17 protein-coding genes and 6 tRNA genes are annotated in these 16362 nt (G+C 58.6%); all 23 read left to right on the top strand.

The window, feature by feature from the left end; all coding sequences use genetic code 11:
• Positions 1 to 71 precede the first annotated feature (71 nt).
• Complete coding sequence (locus tag ACZOF8_RS05740; RefSeq protein WP_022487180.1) at positions 72 to 647, top strand: biotin transporter BioY; 576 nt, start codon at positions 72 to 74, stop codon at positions 645 to 647.
• Positions 637 to 1857: a thiolase family protein gene (locus ACZOF8_RS05735; protein WP_022487181.1), complete on the top strand. Its 1221-nt coding sequence runs from the start codon at positions 637 to 639 to the stop codon at positions 1855 to 1857. Before ACZOF8_RS05740 ends, ACZOF8_RS05735 begins: the two co-directional genes overlap by 11 nt.
• 18 nt (positions 1858 to 1875) lie before the next feature.
• Positions 1876 to 3201: an AMP-binding protein gene (locus tag ACZOF8_RS05730; protein WP_022487182.1), complete on the top strand. Its 1326-nt coding sequence runs from the start codon at positions 1876 to 1878 to the stop codon at positions 3199 to 3201.
• An 84-nt stretch (positions 3202 to 3285) separates the two neighbouring features.
• Positions 3286 to 4719 carry a hypothetical protein gene (locus ACZOF8_RS05725; protein WP_288311001.1) on the top strand — a complete coding sequence of 478 codons (1434 nt, stop codon included), beginning with the start codon at positions 3286 to 3288 and terminating at the stop codon, positions 4717 to 4719.
• Between the two features lie 33 nt (positions 4720 to 4752).
• Positions 4753 to 5388 carry a YSC84-related protein gene (locus ACZOF8_RS05720; protein WP_022487184.1) on the top strand — a complete coding sequence of 212 codons (636 nt, stop codon included), beginning with the start codon at positions 4753 to 4755 and terminating at the stop codon, positions 5386 to 5388.
• Positions 5385 to 6089, top strand: coding sequence for a tRNA (N6-threonylcarbamoyladenosine(37)-N6)-methyltransferase TrmO (gene tsaA / locus ACZOF8_RS05715; protein WP_279126789.1), 705 nt, complete (start codon positions 5385 to 5387; stop codon positions 6087 to 6089). Before ACZOF8_RS05720 ends, tsaA begins: the two co-directional genes overlap by 4 nt.
• 162 nt (positions 6090 to 6251) lie before the next feature.
• Complete coding sequence (locus ACZOF8_RS05710; protein ID WP_487426667.1) at positions 6252 to 6872, top strand: hypothetical protein; 621 nt, start codon at positions 6252 to 6254, stop codon at positions 6870 to 6872.
• Position 6873: 1 nt separating this feature from the next.
• Positions 6874 to 8298, top strand: a complete 1425-nt coding sequence (locus ACZOF8_RS05705) for a lipase family protein (RefSeq protein ID WP_308664297.1) — start codon at positions 6874 to 6876, stop codon at positions 8296 to 8298.
• Positions 8285 to 9178: an amidohydrolase family protein gene (locus ACZOF8_RS05700; RefSeq protein WP_308664296.1), complete on the top strand. Its 894-nt coding sequence runs from the start codon at positions 8285 to 8287 to the stop codon at positions 9176 to 9178. Before ACZOF8_RS05705 ends, ACZOF8_RS05700 begins: the two co-directional genes overlap by 14 nt.
• Entirely contained in the window at positions 9175 to 9645 is a 471-nt protein-coding gene (locus tag ACZOF8_RS05695) for a NanQ anomerase/TabA/YiaL family protein (RefSeq protein ID WP_441373807.1), read from the top strand. The genes ACZOF8_RS05700 and ACZOF8_RS05695 overlap by 4 nt, the downstream gene beginning before the upstream one ends.
• A gap of 26 nt (positions 9646 to 9671) precedes the next feature.
• The gene (locus tag ACZOF8_RS05690) at positions 9672 to 10043 is read left to right on the top strand and encodes an ABC transporter ATP-binding protein (protein ID WP_481143761.1); all 372 of its coding nucleotides are present in this window, start codon (positions 9672 to 9674) and stop codon (positions 10041 to 10043) included.
• Positions 10040 to 10693, top strand: a complete 654-nt coding sequence (locus tag ACZOF8_RS05685) for a MotA/TolQ/ExbB proton channel family protein (RefSeq protein ID WP_441373805.1) — start codon at positions 10040 to 10042, stop codon at positions 10691 to 10693. The genes ACZOF8_RS05690 and ACZOF8_RS05685 overlap by 4 nt, the downstream gene beginning before the upstream one ends.
• Positions 10690 to 11112 (top strand): ExbD/TolR family protein, encoded by a 423-nt coding sequence (locus ACZOF8_RS05680; protein WP_487426666.1) that lies wholly within the window; start codon positions 10690 to 10692, stop codon positions 11110 to 11112. Before ACZOF8_RS05685 ends, ACZOF8_RS05680 begins: the two co-directional genes overlap by 4 nt.
• Positions 11099 to 11899 carry an energy transducer TonB gene (locus ACZOF8_RS05675; protein ID WP_154487717.1) on the top strand — a complete coding sequence of 267 codons (801 nt, stop codon included), beginning with the start codon at positions 11099 to 11101 and terminating at the stop codon, positions 11897 to 11899. Before ACZOF8_RS05680 ends, ACZOF8_RS05675 begins: the two co-directional genes overlap by 14 nt.
• 103 nt (positions 11900 to 12002) lie before the next feature.
• Entirely contained in the window at positions 12003 to 13985 is a 1983-nt protein-coding gene (locus tag ACZOF8_RS05670) for a TonB-dependent receptor plug domain-containing protein (RefSeq protein ID WP_022487194.1), read from the top strand.
• A 282-nt stretch (positions 13986 to 14267) separates the two neighbouring features.
• Positions 14268 to 14342, top strand: a tRNA-Asn gene (locus tag ACZOF8_RS05665).
• A 3-nt stretch (positions 14343 to 14345) separates the two neighbouring features.
• Positions 14346 to 14420 (top strand) — tRNA-Glu (locus tag ACZOF8_RS05660).
• A gap of 8 nt (positions 14421 to 14428) precedes the next feature.
• Positions 14429 to 14504, top strand: a tRNA-Val gene (locus ACZOF8_RS05655).
• Positions 14505 to 14554: 50 nt separating this feature from the next.
• A tRNA-Pro gene (locus ACZOF8_RS05650) sits at positions 14555 to 14631 on the top strand.
• 11 nt (positions 14632 to 14642) lie between these two features.
• Positions 14643 to 14716, top strand: a tRNA-Gly gene (locus tag ACZOF8_RS05645).
• 8 nt (positions 14717 to 14724) lie between these two features.
• Positions 14725 to 14801: transfer RNA gene (locus ACZOF8_RS05640), tRNA-Arg, on the top strand.
• Positions 14802 to 15170: 369 nt separating this feature from the next.
• A complete protein-coding gene (locus tag ACZOF8_RS05635; RefSeq protein WP_022487195.1) occupies positions 15171 to 15704 on the top strand; it encodes a transcription repressor NadR in 534 nt (177 codons plus the stop codon).
• A gap of 142 nt (positions 15705 to 15846) precedes the next feature.
• A complete protein-coding gene (locus ACZOF8_RS05630) occupies positions 15847 to 16317 on the top strand; it encodes a DUF805 domain-containing protein (RefSeq protein ID WP_022487196.1) in 471 nt (156 codons plus the stop codon).
• Positions 16318 to 16362 lie beyond the last annotated feature (45 nt).

Below are 16362 nucleotides of genomic sequence, written 5' to 3'. Positions count from 1 at the left end.
AACCATCCATATGTTGTTCAAAGCCCCCGTCCACGGGGGAGAAATGATTTACTGCAGGGAGGAACCTATCAATGAGCGAAATGAGAAAGAATTTGCATCCGTCTGTGGCCGCAACCGGGAGCCGGGAACAGATCCGGTTCATGACCGGCAGCGCCGTCTGTGTCGCGCTGTTGGCGGTCTCGGCGTACATTTCTTTTCCGCTGCCTTTTACTCCGGCCATGGTAACAGCACTGACCATTATGGTGAACCTGGTGGCCTTCATCATGAAGCCGAAACAGGCAGCGATCATCCTGGGAATCTATCTGCTGCTGGGAGCCGTGGGGGTTCCGGTGTTCGTGGGAGGTACCTCCGGAATGATGAAGCTGGTCGGGCCCACCGGGGGCTTCAACCTGGGCTTTCTGGCGGCGGCTGTGGCCATGAGTGCCGTCCGGGGGAACACCCGGTCCTTTAAGAAGCTGGTGGCCGTCGGCATCTGTGTGGGCATGCCCATCATTTATGTGGGGGGCTGCCTGAGCATGTACCTGGTGGCTAAAGTGGGGGTTTGGAAGACCCTGGTGATGGCTGTGTTCCCCTTCCTGATCGGGGATACCCTGAAAGTGGTCCTGGCTGCCTTCCTGGCCAACCGGCTCCAGCGCTATGGATTCTGAGAGAACGGTCCAGGACGTGTTCCTGGTGGGAGGCCTTCGGAGCCATCTGGGCCTCCAAAATGGAATCTTTAAAAATGTACCGCCGGAGAAACTTGGCGCTGCTCTTCTCCGGCAGCTTTGTATCCGCTGCCCGGCAGCCCGGGAGGCCCAGCTGATTTTAGGCGGCAATGCTGTAGGCAGCGGGGGGAACCTGACCCGGCTTATGGCCCTCACTGCCGGATTCCCTGTGGAAACGCCGGCCCTTACCCTGGACATGCAGTGCGCTTCCGCTCTGGGGGCCCTGTCCCTGGCCTGGGGGAAGATTGCCAGCGGCCAGCTGGATGTGGTCCTGTGCGGGGGGGTGGAATCTTCCTCCATGCAGCCCCGGCGGGTGTACCAGCCCTGGGACAGCCGGTACACCCCGGAAGGCTACATGACCGCCCAGTTCTCTCCGGATACCCATAGCCCCCGGGCCATGCTGGAAGGAGCGGAACGGACGGCCCAGGTGTATGGGGTGCCCCGGGAGGAACTGGACAGCTGGGCCGTGCGCAGCCACCGGAGGGCGGCCCAGGCGGCGGAAGAAGGCCGGCTGGGACCCTGGGTGGTGTCCCTGTTCGGCAGTACAAGAGATGAAAGCATCCGGCCCCGGATGAACGGGAAACTGGCCCGGCGGATGCCCACCCTGTTCACCCGGGAGGAAACGGCGGCCCTGCTGACCCCGGAAGAACGGAACCTGGCGGGAGACTGTACCCCCACTCTGACTGCGGCCAATGCCTGCCTGACCCAGGACGGGGCAGCCTTCCTGGTGCTGGCTTCCGGTCGGCAGCTGGCTGCCTGGCGCCGGGCCGGGAAACCGGTGCGGCCTCTGGCCCGGATCCTCCACGGTACGGAAGCGGGCGTGGATCCCCGGTTCAGCCCTCTGGGCGCCCTGACCGTGGGAGAAAAGATCTTGGAAGAAACCGGGCTCCCGGTGGAAGCCATCGACGATTTTGAATACAATGAAGCCTTCGGGGTGATCTCCGCCCTGTTTGCCCGGCAGTATCCCACCTGTACCGATCGGTACCTGCCTCTGGGGGGTGCCCTGGCCTATGGCCATCCTTATGGATGCAGCGGTGCTGTGCTGGTGCTCCATGCCCTGGCGGCTCTGGAGGGGCAGGAGGGAAAAAAGGCCCTGTGCGCCATTGCCGGAGCCGGAGGCACAGGAGCCGGGGTACTCCTGGAAACTTTGTAGCAGAAAGAAGAATCAGCCATGGATTATGGAACGATACTGGAACAATGGGCCCGGGTCCAGCCGGAAAAGGCCTGCCTGGTGGAAGAGAAACAGGTCTTTTCCTATGGGGAAATGGCCCGGAAGGCCCGGGTGTACAGGGACAGCCTGAAGCAGCTGGGGATTCCCCGGCAAACTGTTCTGATCATCCGGCCCAGACCGGCGGCTCAGCTGGAAGCCTTTTTGGGCGCGGAACTGGCAGGCTGGGTGCCGGTGTTGGGCCATCCGGACCTGTCAAAAGAGGCGGCGGACGAACTGGCTCGGGTCCGGCAGATCGGGTGGATCGACGACGGAATCCTGCGGCCCGGGTGCCCGGAGGCTCCAGTGCCGGCCAGGGAACTGTGCATGGGGGTCCTGAGCAGCGGCTCCACCGGGCTGCCCAAGCTGATGTTCCGGACCTATGGCAGCTGGGGGGATTTCTTTCCGGAACAGGACCGGAAGTTCCAGGTGGACCGGGACACGGTGGGTTTCTGTGAAGGGAGCATGAGCTTTACCGGGAACCTGAATGTGTGGGCCCAGCTGCTCCATGCCGGTGCCACCCTGGTGCTGGCCACCAACCTTCGGAGCATCCGATGGAAGGACCTGCTGGACCGGTACCCGGTGACACTGCTGTACCTGGTGCCGGTGAAGCTGAAACTGTTGCTCCAGGTGCTGGAGCGGTCCTATCCGGCCATGAAGACGGTGCTGGCAGGGTCCCAGCTGCTGGATGGGGAAACAGCCCGGACCCTGAAAGCGCATTTTCCTTCCAGCCAGGTCCTGCTGTATTACGGGGCCAGCGAACTGGACTACATCACCTGGCTCACCTATGAGGAGCTGCTGGCCCATCCCCAGAGCGTGGGAAAGCCCTGCCCCGGGGTGAAGGTGGAGCTCCGGGAGGGGATGATCTGGATCGATACGCCTTACCATGTGGCTGGTCTGTCCCGGCCCTGTACCCTGAAGGATATGGGATATTTCGATAAGGACGGATATTTGATCTTCCTGGGCCGCCGGGGTCAGGTAATCAACAAGGGAGGCCTTACCATCAGCTGCAGCCGGGTGGAACAGGCCCTGCTGCAGGTGCCCGGGGTACGGGATGCCTGTGTGGTGCCCGTCCGGGACGAAAAGCGGGGAGAAGACCTGGGCGCTGGTGTGGTGCTGGAACCGGGGATCACCCTGCCCCAGGTACGAAAAGCCCTCCGGAAAACCCTGCTCCCGGGAGAAATCCCCGGCCGGTGGGAACAGCTGGACCAGCTGCCCCTTACGGGAGTGGGGAAGGTGGATTACAAGAAGGTGAAGGAGAGTCTGGCGTTCTCATACCCTCATTCGTGACAAAAGGGTGCCATCGTTTACGGTGGCACCCTTTTGCGGTATACTATATTATGTAGAAGTATATACAGGAAAGTAGGGATTCCCATGAAAAATTCCAAGATTTTAACATTGGCCATCCTGGCCTCTTTGCTGTCCACCCCTTGCGCCTGGGCGGCCCATAAGACCACGGCGGCTGCTGCCGCCACTTCTGCCCAGACGGAAACGGCGAAACCGGCCAAGGCCGAAAAAGCCGCTGCCAAGGCGGAAAAAACGACTGAAAAGACTGCCCCGGCGGAAACGGCAGCTGCAGAAACCACGGCGGCAGAACCCCTGCCGGCGGACAATTACAGTGCTGCCAAGGTGGTCAGCGGCGAAAAGACCGCTCTGGCTGACAGCTATGCGGCTCTGGTGGCGGACGAAAGTGCCCTTCTGGTGAAGAACGGGGCGGACGTGACACTGTCCCATGGGGCCATTACCAAAAGCGGCGCCACCACTGACGTGCTGGGCAGCAAGTTCCACGGCCAGAATGCAGCCGTGCTGGCTGCAGACGGAGCCCTTGCCATGGACGGGTGCACCATCCGGACGGAAGCGGACGGGGCCAACGCCGTGTTCGCCACTGGGTCCAAAGGCAGCGTGAAGCTCCACGATTCCAACATCCGCACCACCGGGGCTTCTTCCCGGGGCCTGGATGCCACCGAAGGGGGTACCATTACGGCGGACAACATCAACATCGGTACCACCGGTATCCGGTCTGCGGCCCTGGCAACGGAACCTTCCGGAGCCAGCGTGACAGTGAGCAAGAGCACCATCAACACTTCCGGAGAAGGCTCTCCCCTGGTGTATTCCAAGGGAACCATCAAGGTCAGCGAAGTAAAGGGCACCGCCGGAGCCAGTGAAATCGCCGTGGTGGAAGGGAACAACTCCATCCATCTGGAATATGTGGATCTGTCCGGCAACGGCAGCCACGGGGTGATGCTGTATCAGAACAAGACCCGGGACAACGGCACTGACGGCAAGGCCCTGGGCCGGTTCGCCGCCAAAGGGTCCGCTCTCCGGAGCCTGAAGGAAGGCCCCCTGTTCTACGTGACCAATACCGCAGCCCGGATCTATTCGGAAATGACCACCATGCAGTATCTGGGGGGCACCCTGATCCGGGTGGAAGCCAACCAGTTCGGGGACGCCGGGACCAACGGCGGTGACCTGACCTTCATGGCCAACAACCAGGGGCTTTACGGCAATGTGTCCGTGGACGCCAGCAGCACCATCCTGATGGACCTCCAGAACGGCAGCCACTGGTCCGGAGCCATTAATACGGATAACACCGGCAAGAAGGTGGACGTGAACCTGGACGCCTCCTCCAGCTGGTCCCTGACCGCTGACAGCCATGTGGACGGGTTCACCGACGGAACTACGGCCCTGACCAACCTGAAGGGCAACGGCCACACCCTGTACTACAACAGCAGCAGTGCCGCCAACGCCTGGCTGGGCGGCAAGACCTACGAACTCCAGGGCGGCGGGTATCTGAAGCCGGAGAAATAAGAGTGAAGAGTAAAGAGTGAAGAGGGTCTGATCATGAAACAAACGAAAAAAATCACGGCGTCTCTGCTGGCGGCTCTGGCTTTGACGGCTCCCTGCTTTGCTGCGGGGGCTGCGGCCCAGCCGGCCGGTGATAAAACGGCCCAGACGGCTCCTCTGACCAAAGAAGACCGGGAACGGGCGGAACTGCGGACCAAGACCTACAAGGCCCTGCTGGATCTGTACAAACGGAAACCCCAGTCCCGGAAGGCCATCCAGAACGCTTTTGGCTATGCAGTGTTTGTGGACACCAGCTACAGCGTGGGACTTTTAGGTGGGGGCCACGGCCGGGGACGGGCTATCAACCAGCACAGCGGCCGGGAAGTGTTCATGAAAATGGGCGAGATGAAAGTGGGCCTGGGCCTGGGGGTCCGGCAGTCCAACATCATCTTTGTGTTCGGCAATGAAGACGCCTTCAATTCTTTCATTACCAAAGGATGGACTTTTGGTGGTGAAGCGGTGGCTGCTGCCGGAGACGGAGTCAACGGGGACGCCCTGGAAGGCTCCTTCCAGGTGGCACCGGGTATGTGGATGTACCAGGTGACCACCAAGGGTCTGGCCGCTGATCTTACCGTAAAGGGCACCCGGTTCTATGTGGACAAGGACCTGAATGTGAACACGGTGGTGAAATGACGGAACCTCAATCCCTGGAACAGGGCCTCCTGACCCTCCGGCCGGTGGCCTGGTACCGGGGCCTGCTGCCGGAAAAATTCGGCTTGCCCCGGCAGAGCGGCCTGGTGCCGGATCTGACAGGACGGGTGGAAATGGCGGAAGGGTTCCGGGAACGGGAAGCCCTCCGGGGCCTGGAAGGGTTCTCCCACCTGTGGCTGATCTGGGGCTTTTCCAAGAACCACACCTGGTCGCCTACCGTGCGGCCGCCCCGGCTGGGAGGCAATACCCGTCTGGGGGTCTTCGCCACCCGGTCCCCCTTCCGTCCCAATCCCCTGGGCCTGTCCCTGGTGGAACTGGACAAAATCATCTGGGAGGGCCCCCATGGCCCGGAACTGTGGGTGAAGGGGGCGGACCTGATGGACGGTACCCCCATTTATGACATCAAGCCCTATGTGCCCTACGCCGATGCCCGTCCCGACGCACGGAGCGGCTTCGCCCAGGGGGCGGACAGCACCCTGGAGGTCCGGTGTTCCCCGGACCTTCTGGCCAAACTGCCGGAAGACCAGCGGGGGGCCCTTTTGGGGATCCTGTCTCAGGACCCCCGGCCCCATTACCAGAAAGATCCGGACCGGATCTACGGTATGGCCTTCGGAGAATGGAATGTAAAGTTCCGCATTGCAGAAGAAAATGTAACTGTAATTTCCATTGAAAAGATTCAATAATCATCAAAATAAGAAAAAAAGAGCTGTTACCTGTATTTTACAGAGAACAGCTCTTTTTTTATCTGTCTTGCAATTCCCTCTTCCGACCAGATGCGGTTGTTTATCCAACCGCATCTTTTTATGTTATACTAGGAATATTAAGGAAAAAAGGAGCGTGGAACCATGTTTAAAAAAGCGGCTTTGGCGGCTCTGGCCCTTTGCTTCAGCCTGTCCGTCCCGGCTTTTGCCGAGGTGGAAAGCCAGCAGGCCCAGGTGGGGAACCTGGAAATGACCTGGCCGGTGGTACATACCAAGAACAAAAAAGCGGATACCATGATCAACAAGGACATCAAGACCTTTATGGATGATTTCCGGGCCGGGTTCGTGGACCGGAAGTTCACCTCCGGCCGGACCTGGTATGAAACCAATTACGAGGACAACCAGCTGGTTTCCCTGGTGCTCAGCGATCTGCGGACCCAGGGCAGCGACAACAAGGTCCGGACCAGTGCCGTGGTGTATGAACTGGCCAGCGGCCAGCGGCTGCCTCTGTCCGCCTTTGTACGGGTGACGGTGGCCGACCTGAACGGATACCTGGCCAACCAGTGCTACAACAGCAGTGATGTGAAGATCCATCCCACCAAGCAGGTGACCCGGGTGCCGGAAGATTTCTTCCTGAACCAGGACGGGAGCATTTCCATCCTGTTCCAGACGGACGAACTGGGAACCCTCCTGGACGGGCCGGTGTATATCCGTCTGAGCCAGCCGGACCTCCAGGACCTGAACACCCGGAATCCCCGGGCCTGAGATGGTCCTGAAAAGAAATCAAGGGGGACGGCTGGTCCGTTTTCTGGCGGCCGCTGCCCTGCTGGTGCTGCACCGGGCGGCCTGGGCGGCCTCCCAGCCGGCGCCGGACCGTCCGGTGAAACAGGCGGCCATGACGGCCATGGCAGCGGCCGTGTGCGCCGGCAGCTATCACCCGGAAAACAGTGAAGAAGTCCGGTATCTGGAAGACTACGGCTGGAAGCTCACTCCCTATACCCTGAAGGACGGGAAAACGGAAGTGAACTTCACCCTGGCCCGGAAACCGGATCCCCTCCGGGGGAAAATCTGGAATGTGCTGGCCTTCCGGGGCAGTGCCTCCAAAGGGGACTGGAAGCTGAATCTCCAGATGGAGACGGTGGACTATCCTTCCGGGAAACCGGCCGTCGGAGAAACGGACAGACCAGCGGTCCACAAAGGCTTCCTCCAGTACGCCCGGACGGCTCTTTCCCAGCCTCTGGATGTGGATGGGGACGGGAAGACGGAAAACCTGGGGGACTACCTGAAAACCCATCCCAGGGAACGGCTGCTGCTCACCGGCCACAGCCTGGGCGGAGCCGGGGCCACCCTGGTGGGAGAAGAACTGGCGGCCCAGGGGGTATCCCGGGCCCAGATCCCGGTGATCACCTTCGGGGCCCCGGCGGTGGGAAACCGGGCTTTTGCCCGGGAATACGGAACGAAGATCAGCCTGCTCCGGGCGGTGACCTCTCTGGACCCGGTGCCCGGGGCGCTCCAGACCGTGACCCGGTCCGGGTATCAGCAGTTCGGAGAAAAGAAAGAATATGCCCTGTCGGGAAAATACACGGACTACCAGCATCCCATTTCCTATTATCTGGACCTGGCGGTGCGGGATTATTATCAGGAACGGCAGAAGGCGGTGGAAGCGGGAATCTGGCCCCCGGCGCCCTGGGAGCAGCGGGAAGGCGCCGGTCCCTTGACGGCCCTGGTGATCCTGAGCCGGGACAACGGGGCGGATACCCGGTATTCCCCGGATCTGGGCCAATTCCTGCTGGATGAATACCGGAACCTGCTGCCCCGGTATGTGGTGCTGGAGTACCGGCACACCGCCGGCAGCGAGGACCTTTGGTCCCAGGAAGAGATCCGGCAGAAAGCCCGGCAGGCCGGGGCGGACATCCTGGTGGTGGCCCAGGTGGATCGGCACCGGGTGGGCCAGAGCGACAAATGGTCCATCCAGCTGGGCCAGGAAGTGCTGGACCTGAGGAATGGCGGAGTCCACCGGGTCACAGCAGGAACCACCCGGGTGCGCTTCGAGCAGGGAGTACTCCAGAGCCTGCTGACCCTGTGGGAAGAACAGAAAAAAGAAGTACAGAACGTCCTGCCGGAAGCCAACAGGCAGGAACCATTGTGGATATTTTTGCGGGAAGAGGGGAATTTGAATGAAAATCATTGACGGCCATATGCATTTTTTCCGGTATGAAGGCTTCGACCAGGTGGCTAAAGCCGCCGGCCATGAAAATACAGTGGAGAACTATTTGAAGGCCTGCCGGGAGAACAACGTGGTGCTGTCGGTGGCCATGGGCAACGCACCTCTGGGGCCCAGCCGGTTCGGAGGGGTGGTGCCCAGGGTGCCGGATCTGGCGGGCCCCTGCACCCTGGATCCTTACAACCAGCCGGCGGAAATCGCCTTCTGTGCCGGGCTGGAAAGCAACGCCCTTACCAAAGAGAACTGCGAAAAGACCGCCCAGGAATTCGAACCGGTGGTCCGGAACCCCCACTGTGTGGGGATCAAGATCTACACCGGCTACAACCAGGTGTATGCCTATGATCCACGGCATTTTCCCCTGTATGAACTGGCGGAAGCCTACCAGGTGCCGGTGGTGTTCCATACGGGAGACACCGCCGGGGGCCACGGGTTTCTGAAATACGCCCATCCTCTCACCATCGACGAAGTGGCGGGCCAGTTCCCCCGGGTGAAGTTCGTCATTGCCCACTGCGGCAATCCCTGGATCCTGGACGCCATGGAAGTGGTGGCCAAGAATCCCAATGTGTATGTGGACCTGTCTGGGCTCCTGGAAGGGAAGTTCGACGGGGCCATCTTCTACGAAAAGCACCGGGATTATTTCCGCTATATCCGGATGTGGCTGGACTATGTGGACCGGTATGACAAGGTGATCTACGGCACCGACTGGCCGCTTATCAATATCCACAGCTATATCGAAAATATGAAGCTGGTGGTGCCGGAAGCCCACCACGAAGAATTTTTCTACAGGAACGCCCTGCGGGTCTACACCAAGCTGCTGGGGCTCCTGCCTAAGGAGGAGAACGCATGATTACAGGAAATCTGGACCATCTGGACCGGCTGGCAGGCCAGCTTACCGGGCCGGTGAAAAAGGCCCTTGAACTGCTGGCGGAACGGGATGTAACGGAGCTGCCGGTGGGAAAGAAACTGCTGGCCGGAGAAGACATCTTTGCCAGCGTCAACGAGTATGAAACGGAACCGGCCCGGGACCGGCGGCCGGAAAAACACTTTCAGTACATCGACATCCAGATCCTGGGTGCCGGACGGGAAGCCATCGGCTACACCGACGTGGAAAATGCCGGAGAGATCACCGAAGACCGGCGGGAAGCCAATGACGTGGTGTTCTACGGCCAGGTGAAAAAGGAAAACGTGGTGAAGCTGGAAAAACGGGATTTCGCCATTTTCTACCCCTGGGAAGTCCATCGGCCCAACTGCCAATTTGACGGGAAGGCGGAAAAGGTAAAAAAAATCGTAGTCAAGGTACGGATGGATCAATAAAAGCAGGGAGTCAGCCTGCTTTTTATGTGAAAACCCTGCAACATTTCTGCGACTGTTCCGGAGGCGAAGCCCAGCGGGTGTGGATCGCCACGGTGCTGGCCCAGCAGCCGGATCTTCTGTTCCTGGACGAACCAACTACTTTTCTGGACATTTCCTACCAGGTGGAAGTGATGCAGCTGGTCAAGAAGCTGAACCGGGAAAATGGTATGGGCATCGTCATGGTCCTCCATGACCTGGGCCAGGCTCTGGAAGTCAGCGACCGGGTGGTGGTGATCCAGAACGGGAAGAAATACGCGGAGGGCCCTCCGGAAGAACTGCTGGCCCGCCGGGGCCTGTATTATGCCTTATGGAAGAAAGAAGCCGGAGACAATGCGGCTGGAAAGAGAGAGGAAACATGAACATACTGACTGCAGGCGTGGATTATTTCATCAAAGGGGGCTGGGTCATGTGGCCCCTGCTTTTCTGTTCCATTGCCGCCCTGGCCATCGGGGTGGAACGGATGCTGTTCTTCCGGAAGGCAGACAGCGGCCGGGAATTCACCAAGGACTTCTGCACCTATGTGGAAAACAATGACTGGTACCAGGCCAAGGAACTGGCGGACCACACCCAGGGAGAAATCGCCAAGCTGGCCACCATTGTCATGGAGCGGCATGACAATTACGGGTACCTGGAAAACTTCATCAGCTACCGGGCGGAACGGGCCCTGGACAAATTCGAGAAGAACCTGCCCTATCTGAACATTATCGTGACCCTGGCTCCGGTGCTGGGACTTTTGGGTACTGTTACCGGGATGATGGGAGCCTTTACCCACCTGACCCAGCGGATGACCAACCCTATGGGAGTTACCTCCGGCTTGGCGGAAGCCCTGATTACCACGGTATTTGGCCTGTGCATCTCCATTATCGCCGTAGTGTTCCATGGATATTTTGAACGGCGGATGAAGACCATCACCCTGAACATCGAGGAAATGGGCAACACCCTTCTGGAAGCGGTGCGGAAGAAGGAAACCTTCAGCGTATGCAGCCATTCGGAACGGAGGCGGGCATGATCAAGCTGAAGGACCGGAAAAAAAACGACCTGGGAATCATGATCAGTCCCATGATCGACATGAGTTTCCTGCTGCTGGTGTTCTTCATCGTTACCACCATGAACATGAGTGAAGTGGAAACGGTGCCGGTCCAGCTGCCAGCGGGCACCCAGACCCGGATCCAGCCGGAGGCCCGGTTCAATGTGGCGGTCAAGGCGGACGGCAGTCTGTACCTGGGGACGAAACCGGTGACCCGGGAAGCCCTCATCGCCCAGGCCAAAGCCGCTGCGGCCAAAGACCCCCAGTTTTCCCTGGTAATCTACGGGGACGGGCAGGTGCCCTATGAAAAGGTCCTGGGGCTCCTGGACGATTGCAAGGCCGCCGGGATCCTCCGGGTGGGCCTGGCGGCGGAAAAGGCGGCGGACCATGGGCAGCAGTGACAGCCGGAAGGGGCTGTTGGTGTCCCTGGGGGTCCATCTGGCGGTGTTCCTGGCTCTGGGAAGCGTCGGGTTCCAGGCCTGGCAGAAACAGCAGGAACAGGATAAAGTCTACACCGTAAACATCGTTTCCGGCAGTCCCTATCATGGGTATGGGGAAGTGCCCGGGGCCCGGCTGGGGAACGGGAACCCTCCGGCTCCTGCAGCAGGACAAAAGCCGATGACTGCTGCTTCCCGTCCCCAGGTTCCGGCGGTGCCCCGGATGACGGCCCCGGATGCCATTCCGGAAGAACGGACCGCTGCCCAGAACAGCCCGGCAGCCCCTGTACCGACAGAAAATGCCAGTTCGGCTCTGACCGGCAGCGGAGAAGCATCTTCCAGCGGCCAGGCTGCCGGGGATCTGGAAGGGGGTAGTCCTGACGGAGTCTCCAATGGGGGCAATCCGTCAGGCAGCCCGGGAGAACCTCCGGGCCCGGCAGGGGCGGATGGCCCCGGCTTCGACACGGAAGCGGTCCAGTCCGATGTATCCGCCAGCTTCCTGGGAGGGCCGGCGCCGGAATATCCTGATGCGCTCCGGAATCACGGGATCCAGGGCTCCGTCCGGGTCCGGATGATTGTGGGGAAGGACGGCTCCGTGGAAAGCGCTTCGGTGGTGTCCAGTTCCGGCTATGGTCCCATGGACCAGGCAGCCCTGGATGCGGCCTACGGCTATGCTTTTGAACCGGCGTACAAGGAAGGATACCCGGTCCGGTGCTATGCGACAAAAACATTTACCTTCCGGCTGAACTGACCGGGGAGACCGGCCGCGGCTTTCGGGCGGACCGGTCTCACGGGGGAATCTGAAACATGCGGAAAGGAATGACCTGCAAAATACAGTGTAAAGGAGCGTTACCATGGATCAAACGTGGCTGAAAAGAAGAATCCTGCTGGCGGTAAGCCTGGCAGCCGTACTGGGCGGTGCCCAGCTGTGCAGTGCCGCAGAGGCATCTGATACTGCGATGGACAATCTGGAACTGGGAGAGACGGTGGTCACCGCCACCCGGACCAAGCTGGAGGAAAAACAGGTCCCCATGGCGGTCCAGGTGATCAAGGCTGACGAAATGAAAAAGAAAGGGGCCTACAACGTCCGGGACGCCATCAAGAACGCCACAGGCATCGACGTGTCCCGGAACGGCACCTCCTTGGTGGGGAACAATGTAAGCGTCCGGGGCATGGGAACCACGGAAACCCTGATCCTGGTGGATGGCCGCCGGATTGCCGGAGAAGATTCCGCCAGCACCATGAATGCCTACGAGCTGGACCGGATCAACGTGAACCAGATCGACCGGGTGGAAATCCTCCGGGGATCCGGTTCCGCCGTCTGGGGCAGTGATGCCACCGGAGGCGTGATCAACATCATCACCAAAAAGAACAAGCCCCAGGGCGGCTATGCGGGTACCCGCACCGGCAGCCTGGAATCTTCCGTGTACGGAGGCTTTGCCACCGGGGACATGGGGAAGCTGAACATGAACTTCGATTTCAACCTGACCAAGGTCCGGAAGGAGGACAACAACGGCAGTACCAACATGTACGGCCCCCGGCGGAATTTCTCCTTCAATGGGAACTACCGGTTCAATGACCACAGCGGCCTGGACTTCGGGGCCAGTTTCATGAAAGAACAGCTCACCAGCCTGTCCGGCAGCACCACCGCCGGCACCACCACCAGCTACTATGACAACAACCGGTCCGATTATCATGTGAAGTACTACGGCTTCGACCGGAAGAACGACTGGGAGATCCAGTCCTACTACAGCCGGCTGGGGAAAGTGGGCCGTACCCGGACAGCCGCCTGGGACGATTTCAACCATGCCCGGTATTCCACCTGGGTCAACGAAGCCAAGAACACCTACAAGATGGACAAAAACAACACCCTTACCTACGGCATGGAAGTGAAGAACCAGAAAGCCGGGGGCACCCGGTTCGCCAACTCGGGCGGGGGCACCCGGATCGAACGGTATCTGGGCATGACCAGTCCCTACGGGTCTGCCAGCCAGAATTCCTATGCCTTCTATCTGGAAGACGAAATGAAGCTGGGAGACAAGCTGCTGTTCGTTCCCTCTGTCCGGTTCGATCATCATGACAGCTTTGGCAGCGAATGGTCCCCCCGGGCCGGGCTCACCTACAGCTTCAGCAAGGCCAGCCGGCTGAAAGTGAACTACGGCAAGGCCTTCCGGGCTCCCACCATCTTCGAACTGTACTCCCAGATGATCCATTCCCCCATTGCCTCCATGCGGGTGATCGTGGAAGGGAACCCGGATCTGCAGCCGGAAAAATCCACCAACTTCGACATCAGCCTGGAAGGGGAAAAGGGCAAGGCCACCGGGAAACTCACCTACTTCCGCAACAAGATCTCCAACCTGATTGATTCGGAAAGAGTGTCCCTGAGCTTCAGCGGCGGGATCCGGAACTTCCTGTACAAGTACCGGAACGTGGACAAGGCCACCTTTAACGGGGTGGAAGCGGAAACCCGGTATAAGTTCGACAAACACTGGAGCGCCCGGGCCAACTACACCTACCTGGATGCCCGGGATGGGAACACCAACAAGCGGCTCACCGGCCGGGCCCTGAATACCGGCACTGTGGAACTGTCCTGGACCGATGCCAAAAAGGCTCCCTGGACTGCCACCCTGTACAACCAGTGGTACCAGAACTATCTCACCAGCGCCGACAACAAGTCCTATTCCTACAGCCTTACCAATTTCGTGGTGACCAAGGACATCGGCAGCCTGTCCCTGTACGCAGGGATTGACAACCTGTTCAACAAAAAATTCGACAGCAGCGACAGCATCTGGACCGACGGACGGGTCTGGAGAGCCGGCGCTGAATGGAAATTCTAAGGAGGATGCCCATAAAAACCATCGTACTGTATTCCAGCCGTACCGGCAACAACCGGAAGGTGGCGGAAACCATAGCCGCCGCCCTGCCGGGATCTGGAAAACGCCGCCTGGTTCGCCCGTCCCTTGTTCGAAGCCAAGTGCCTGGTATTTGGCTTCCTTCGGCAGCTGACCATTGACCGTTGACTGTTTTTTCTTTTTCTCCAAAAAAAATTAAAAAACCTGTTGACATTTTGTACCATCTTTTATATAATAACACTCGCAGCGCATGAGCGTCGCAAGAATTCCCCGATAGCTCAATGGTAGAGCACTCGACTGTTAATCGAGTTGTTGTAAGTTCGAGTCTTACTCGGGGAGCCAAGTGGCCGGATGGTCAAGCGGTTAAGACACCGCCCTTTCACGGCGGTATCGGGGGTTCGATTCCCCCTCCGGTCACCACTTCTTTTGGGCGCTTAGCTCAGCTGGGAGAGCGTCTGCCTTACAAGCAGAATGTCAGCAGTTCGATCCTGTTAGCGCCCACCATATTTTTTTTACCTTTTTTTGTTTATAACCAAGTTGGCCTGTACGTGCGACGGGGCGTAGCTCAGTTTGGTAGAGCACCTGCCTTGGGAGCAGGGGGTCGTAGGTTCAAATCCTGTCGCTCCGACCAATTTTTCTCATGCGGGTGTAGCTCAATGGTAGAGCCCTAGCCTTCCAAGCTAGTTACGTGGGTTCGATTCCCATCACCCGCTCCATTTTATTTGGCCCTGTAGCTCAGCTGGATAGAGCAACGGCCTTCTAAGCCGTGTGTCGAGTGTTCGAATCACTCCAGGGTCACCAAGTGAAAGTGCAGAGGATATTGCAGAAATCATGCAGTATCCTCTTTTTTTGTCAGCGGTCAACGGCCGAAGGAAATCAATTTTTGCAAATTGATTTTGAACGAGTACCTCTCAGGCACCTCCCTTTTCCAAATGAAAATAAAAGATTTTCATAAAATATTCATAAACAAATAATAAACTTATACCCCGGATTTTCCTGATGGAAGCAAGTTTGGAAAAAACAACTTAAAACGAATTTTATTTAGACAATCATAACTAAATATGATACAATACAGCTGAATTGCTTTAGGATTGACGCCCTGCCAGATGGATTATGCAACTGAACCGGTCCAGGGAATCCGAAAGAAAGAATCTAAACGGGAGGGGTATTATGAAGAATCAAGAACGCAGAAAGAAAATCCTGGAAATTTTGCGCAGCAGCAATGGCCCGGTGACTGGGGATCAGCTGGCCAAGGACCTGAACGTATCCCGACAGGTGATTGTTCTGGATATGGCTCTCCTGCGGAGCGCCGGTACGGCCATTGTTTCCACCCGGCGGGGGTATCAGATCAACGGCCGGAGCCTGAGCATGGACTTTGAATGCAGATACAAAGCCATGGATACGGACAGCGCCCGGGATGAACTGAACATTGTGGTGGACAACGGGGGCATGATTGCCAGCATTACCCTGGTGCCGGATTTCTGCGGGCCCATCCAGGCGTTCCTGAACCTGAAGAACCGGCGGGATGTGAAGCAGTATCTGGACAATTTCCGAAAATACAACATCCCTCTGATCGCTACCCTTTCCCAGGGGGTCCATACCCTGACCGTGGCCGCGGATTCCCAGGATGAACTGGAAGCCATCCGGGACAGCCTGAAGGAAGGCGGTTTCCTGATTGCGGAAGGGCCGGAAGAAAGCAAATAAAAAGAGGCGCATTTCAGGACGGAAAAGGTTTTTGTCGTGAAATGCGTTTTTTTTGTGTCCTGGCCTCTTTCTTTTCTCGCCAAAAATAGATATAATATCTTTCGACTGAAAACATAGGAATCGCTGATGGCAAGGAGGCTGTATGGATTTGCATGTTGAAACTTCTGCGATAAAAAATGAAAAACTTTCCCCCTATCAGTGGATGGAACGGCACTTTTTTGCCCGGCAGATTCCCCGGGACTGGGCGTCTCTCCTGGATTTGTATCTGAATTTCCACGGCCGTCTGGGCCGGGTGGAGCTGGCCCTCCGGGGGGCTCTCCTGTTGGGTGGGGCCAGCTGCCTGACCTTTTTCCTCATGGGCTGCGTGTTCATCTTCACCCTGTTTGAAAGCGGGGTGGGGGCCATTGCTCTCATGGGCCTGTGGATGCTCACCTATCTGGTGATGTTCCTGTGCGGCCTGTCTCTGTTGGCCCGCCGGTTCCACGATATGGACATGAGCGGCTGGTGGACCCTGCTGTTCCTGGTGCCCATCCTGAACCTGGCCACGTATATTTACCTGATGGTGAAAAAAGGTGACAGCGGAGCCAACCGGTTCGGAGGAGTGCCGGAATAAGGTTCTGCAGCAGGAGCAGCAGAACTGTCAACGGCAGCTGACCGC

This window comes from Acidaminococcus sp. (assembly GCF_057597765.1).
Note: the sequence above shows the minus strand (reverse complement) of the source record. Positions and strands in the feature narration are given on the sequence as shown.

Bases quoted from the DNA above. Each gene is read 5' to 3' on its own strand.
- ACZOF8_RS05740 (WP_022487180.1), top strand. From the start codon at position 72: ATGAGCGAAATGAGAAAGAATTTGCATCCGTCTGTGGCCGCAACCGGG.
- ACZOF8_RS05735 (WP_022487181.1), top strand. From the start codon at position 637: ATGGATTCTGAGAGAACGGTCCAGGACGTGTTCCTGGTGGGAGGCCTT.
- ACZOF8_RS05730 (WP_022487182.1), top strand. From the start codon at position 1,876: ATGGATTATGGAACGATACTGGAACAATGGGCCCGGGTCCAGCCGGAA.
- ACZOF8_RS05725 (WP_288311001.1), top strand. From the start codon at position 3,286: ATGAAAAATTCCAAGATTTTAACATTGGCCATCCTGGCCTCTTTGCTG.
- ACZOF8_RS05720 (WP_022487184.1), top strand. From the start codon at position 4,753: ATGAAACAAACGAAAAAAATCACGGCGTCTCTGCTGGCGGCTCTGGCT.
- tsaA (WP_279126789.1), top strand. From the start codon at position 5,385: ATGACGGAACCTCAATCCCTGGAACAGGGCCTCCTGACCCTCCGGCCG.
- ACZOF8_RS05710 (WP_487426667.1), top strand. From the start codon at position 6,252: ATGTTTAAAAAAGCGGCTTTGGCGGCTCTGGCCCTTTGCTTCAGCCTG.
- ACZOF8_RS05705 (WP_308664297.1), top strand. From the start codon at position 6,874: ATGGTCCTGAAAAGAAATCAAGGGGGACGGCTGGTCCGTTTTCTGGCG.
- ACZOF8_RS05700 (WP_308664296.1), top strand. From the start codon at position 8,285: ATGAAAATCATTGACGGCCATATGCATTTTTTCCGGTATGAAGGCTTC.
- ACZOF8_RS05695 (WP_441373807.1), top strand. From the start codon at position 9,175: ATGATTACAGGAAATCTGGACCATCTGGACCGGCTGGCAGGCCAGCTT.
- ACZOF8_RS05685 (WP_441373805.1), top strand. From the start codon at position 10,040: ATGAACATACTGACTGCAGGCGTGGATTATTTCATCAAAGGGGGCTGG.
- ACZOF8_RS05680 (WP_487426666.1), top strand. From the start codon at position 10,690: ATGATCAAGCTGAAGGACCGGAAAAAAAACGACCTGGGAATCATGATC.
- ACZOF8_RS05675 (WP_154487717.1), top strand. From the start codon at position 11,099: ATGGGCAGCAGTGACAGCCGGAAGGGGCTGTTGGTGTCCCTGGGGGTC.
- ACZOF8_RS05670 (WP_022487194.1), top strand. From the start codon at position 12,003: ATGGATCAAACGTGGCTGAAAAGAAGAATCCTGCTGGCGGTAAGCCTG.
- ACZOF8_RS05635 (WP_022487195.1), top strand. From the start codon at position 15,171: ATGAAGAATCAAGAACGCAGAAAGAAAATCCTGGAAATTTTGCGCAGC.
- ACZOF8_RS05630 (WP_022487196.1), top strand. From the start codon at position 15,847: ATGGATTTGCATGTTGAAACTTCTGCGATAAAAAATGAAAAACTTTCC.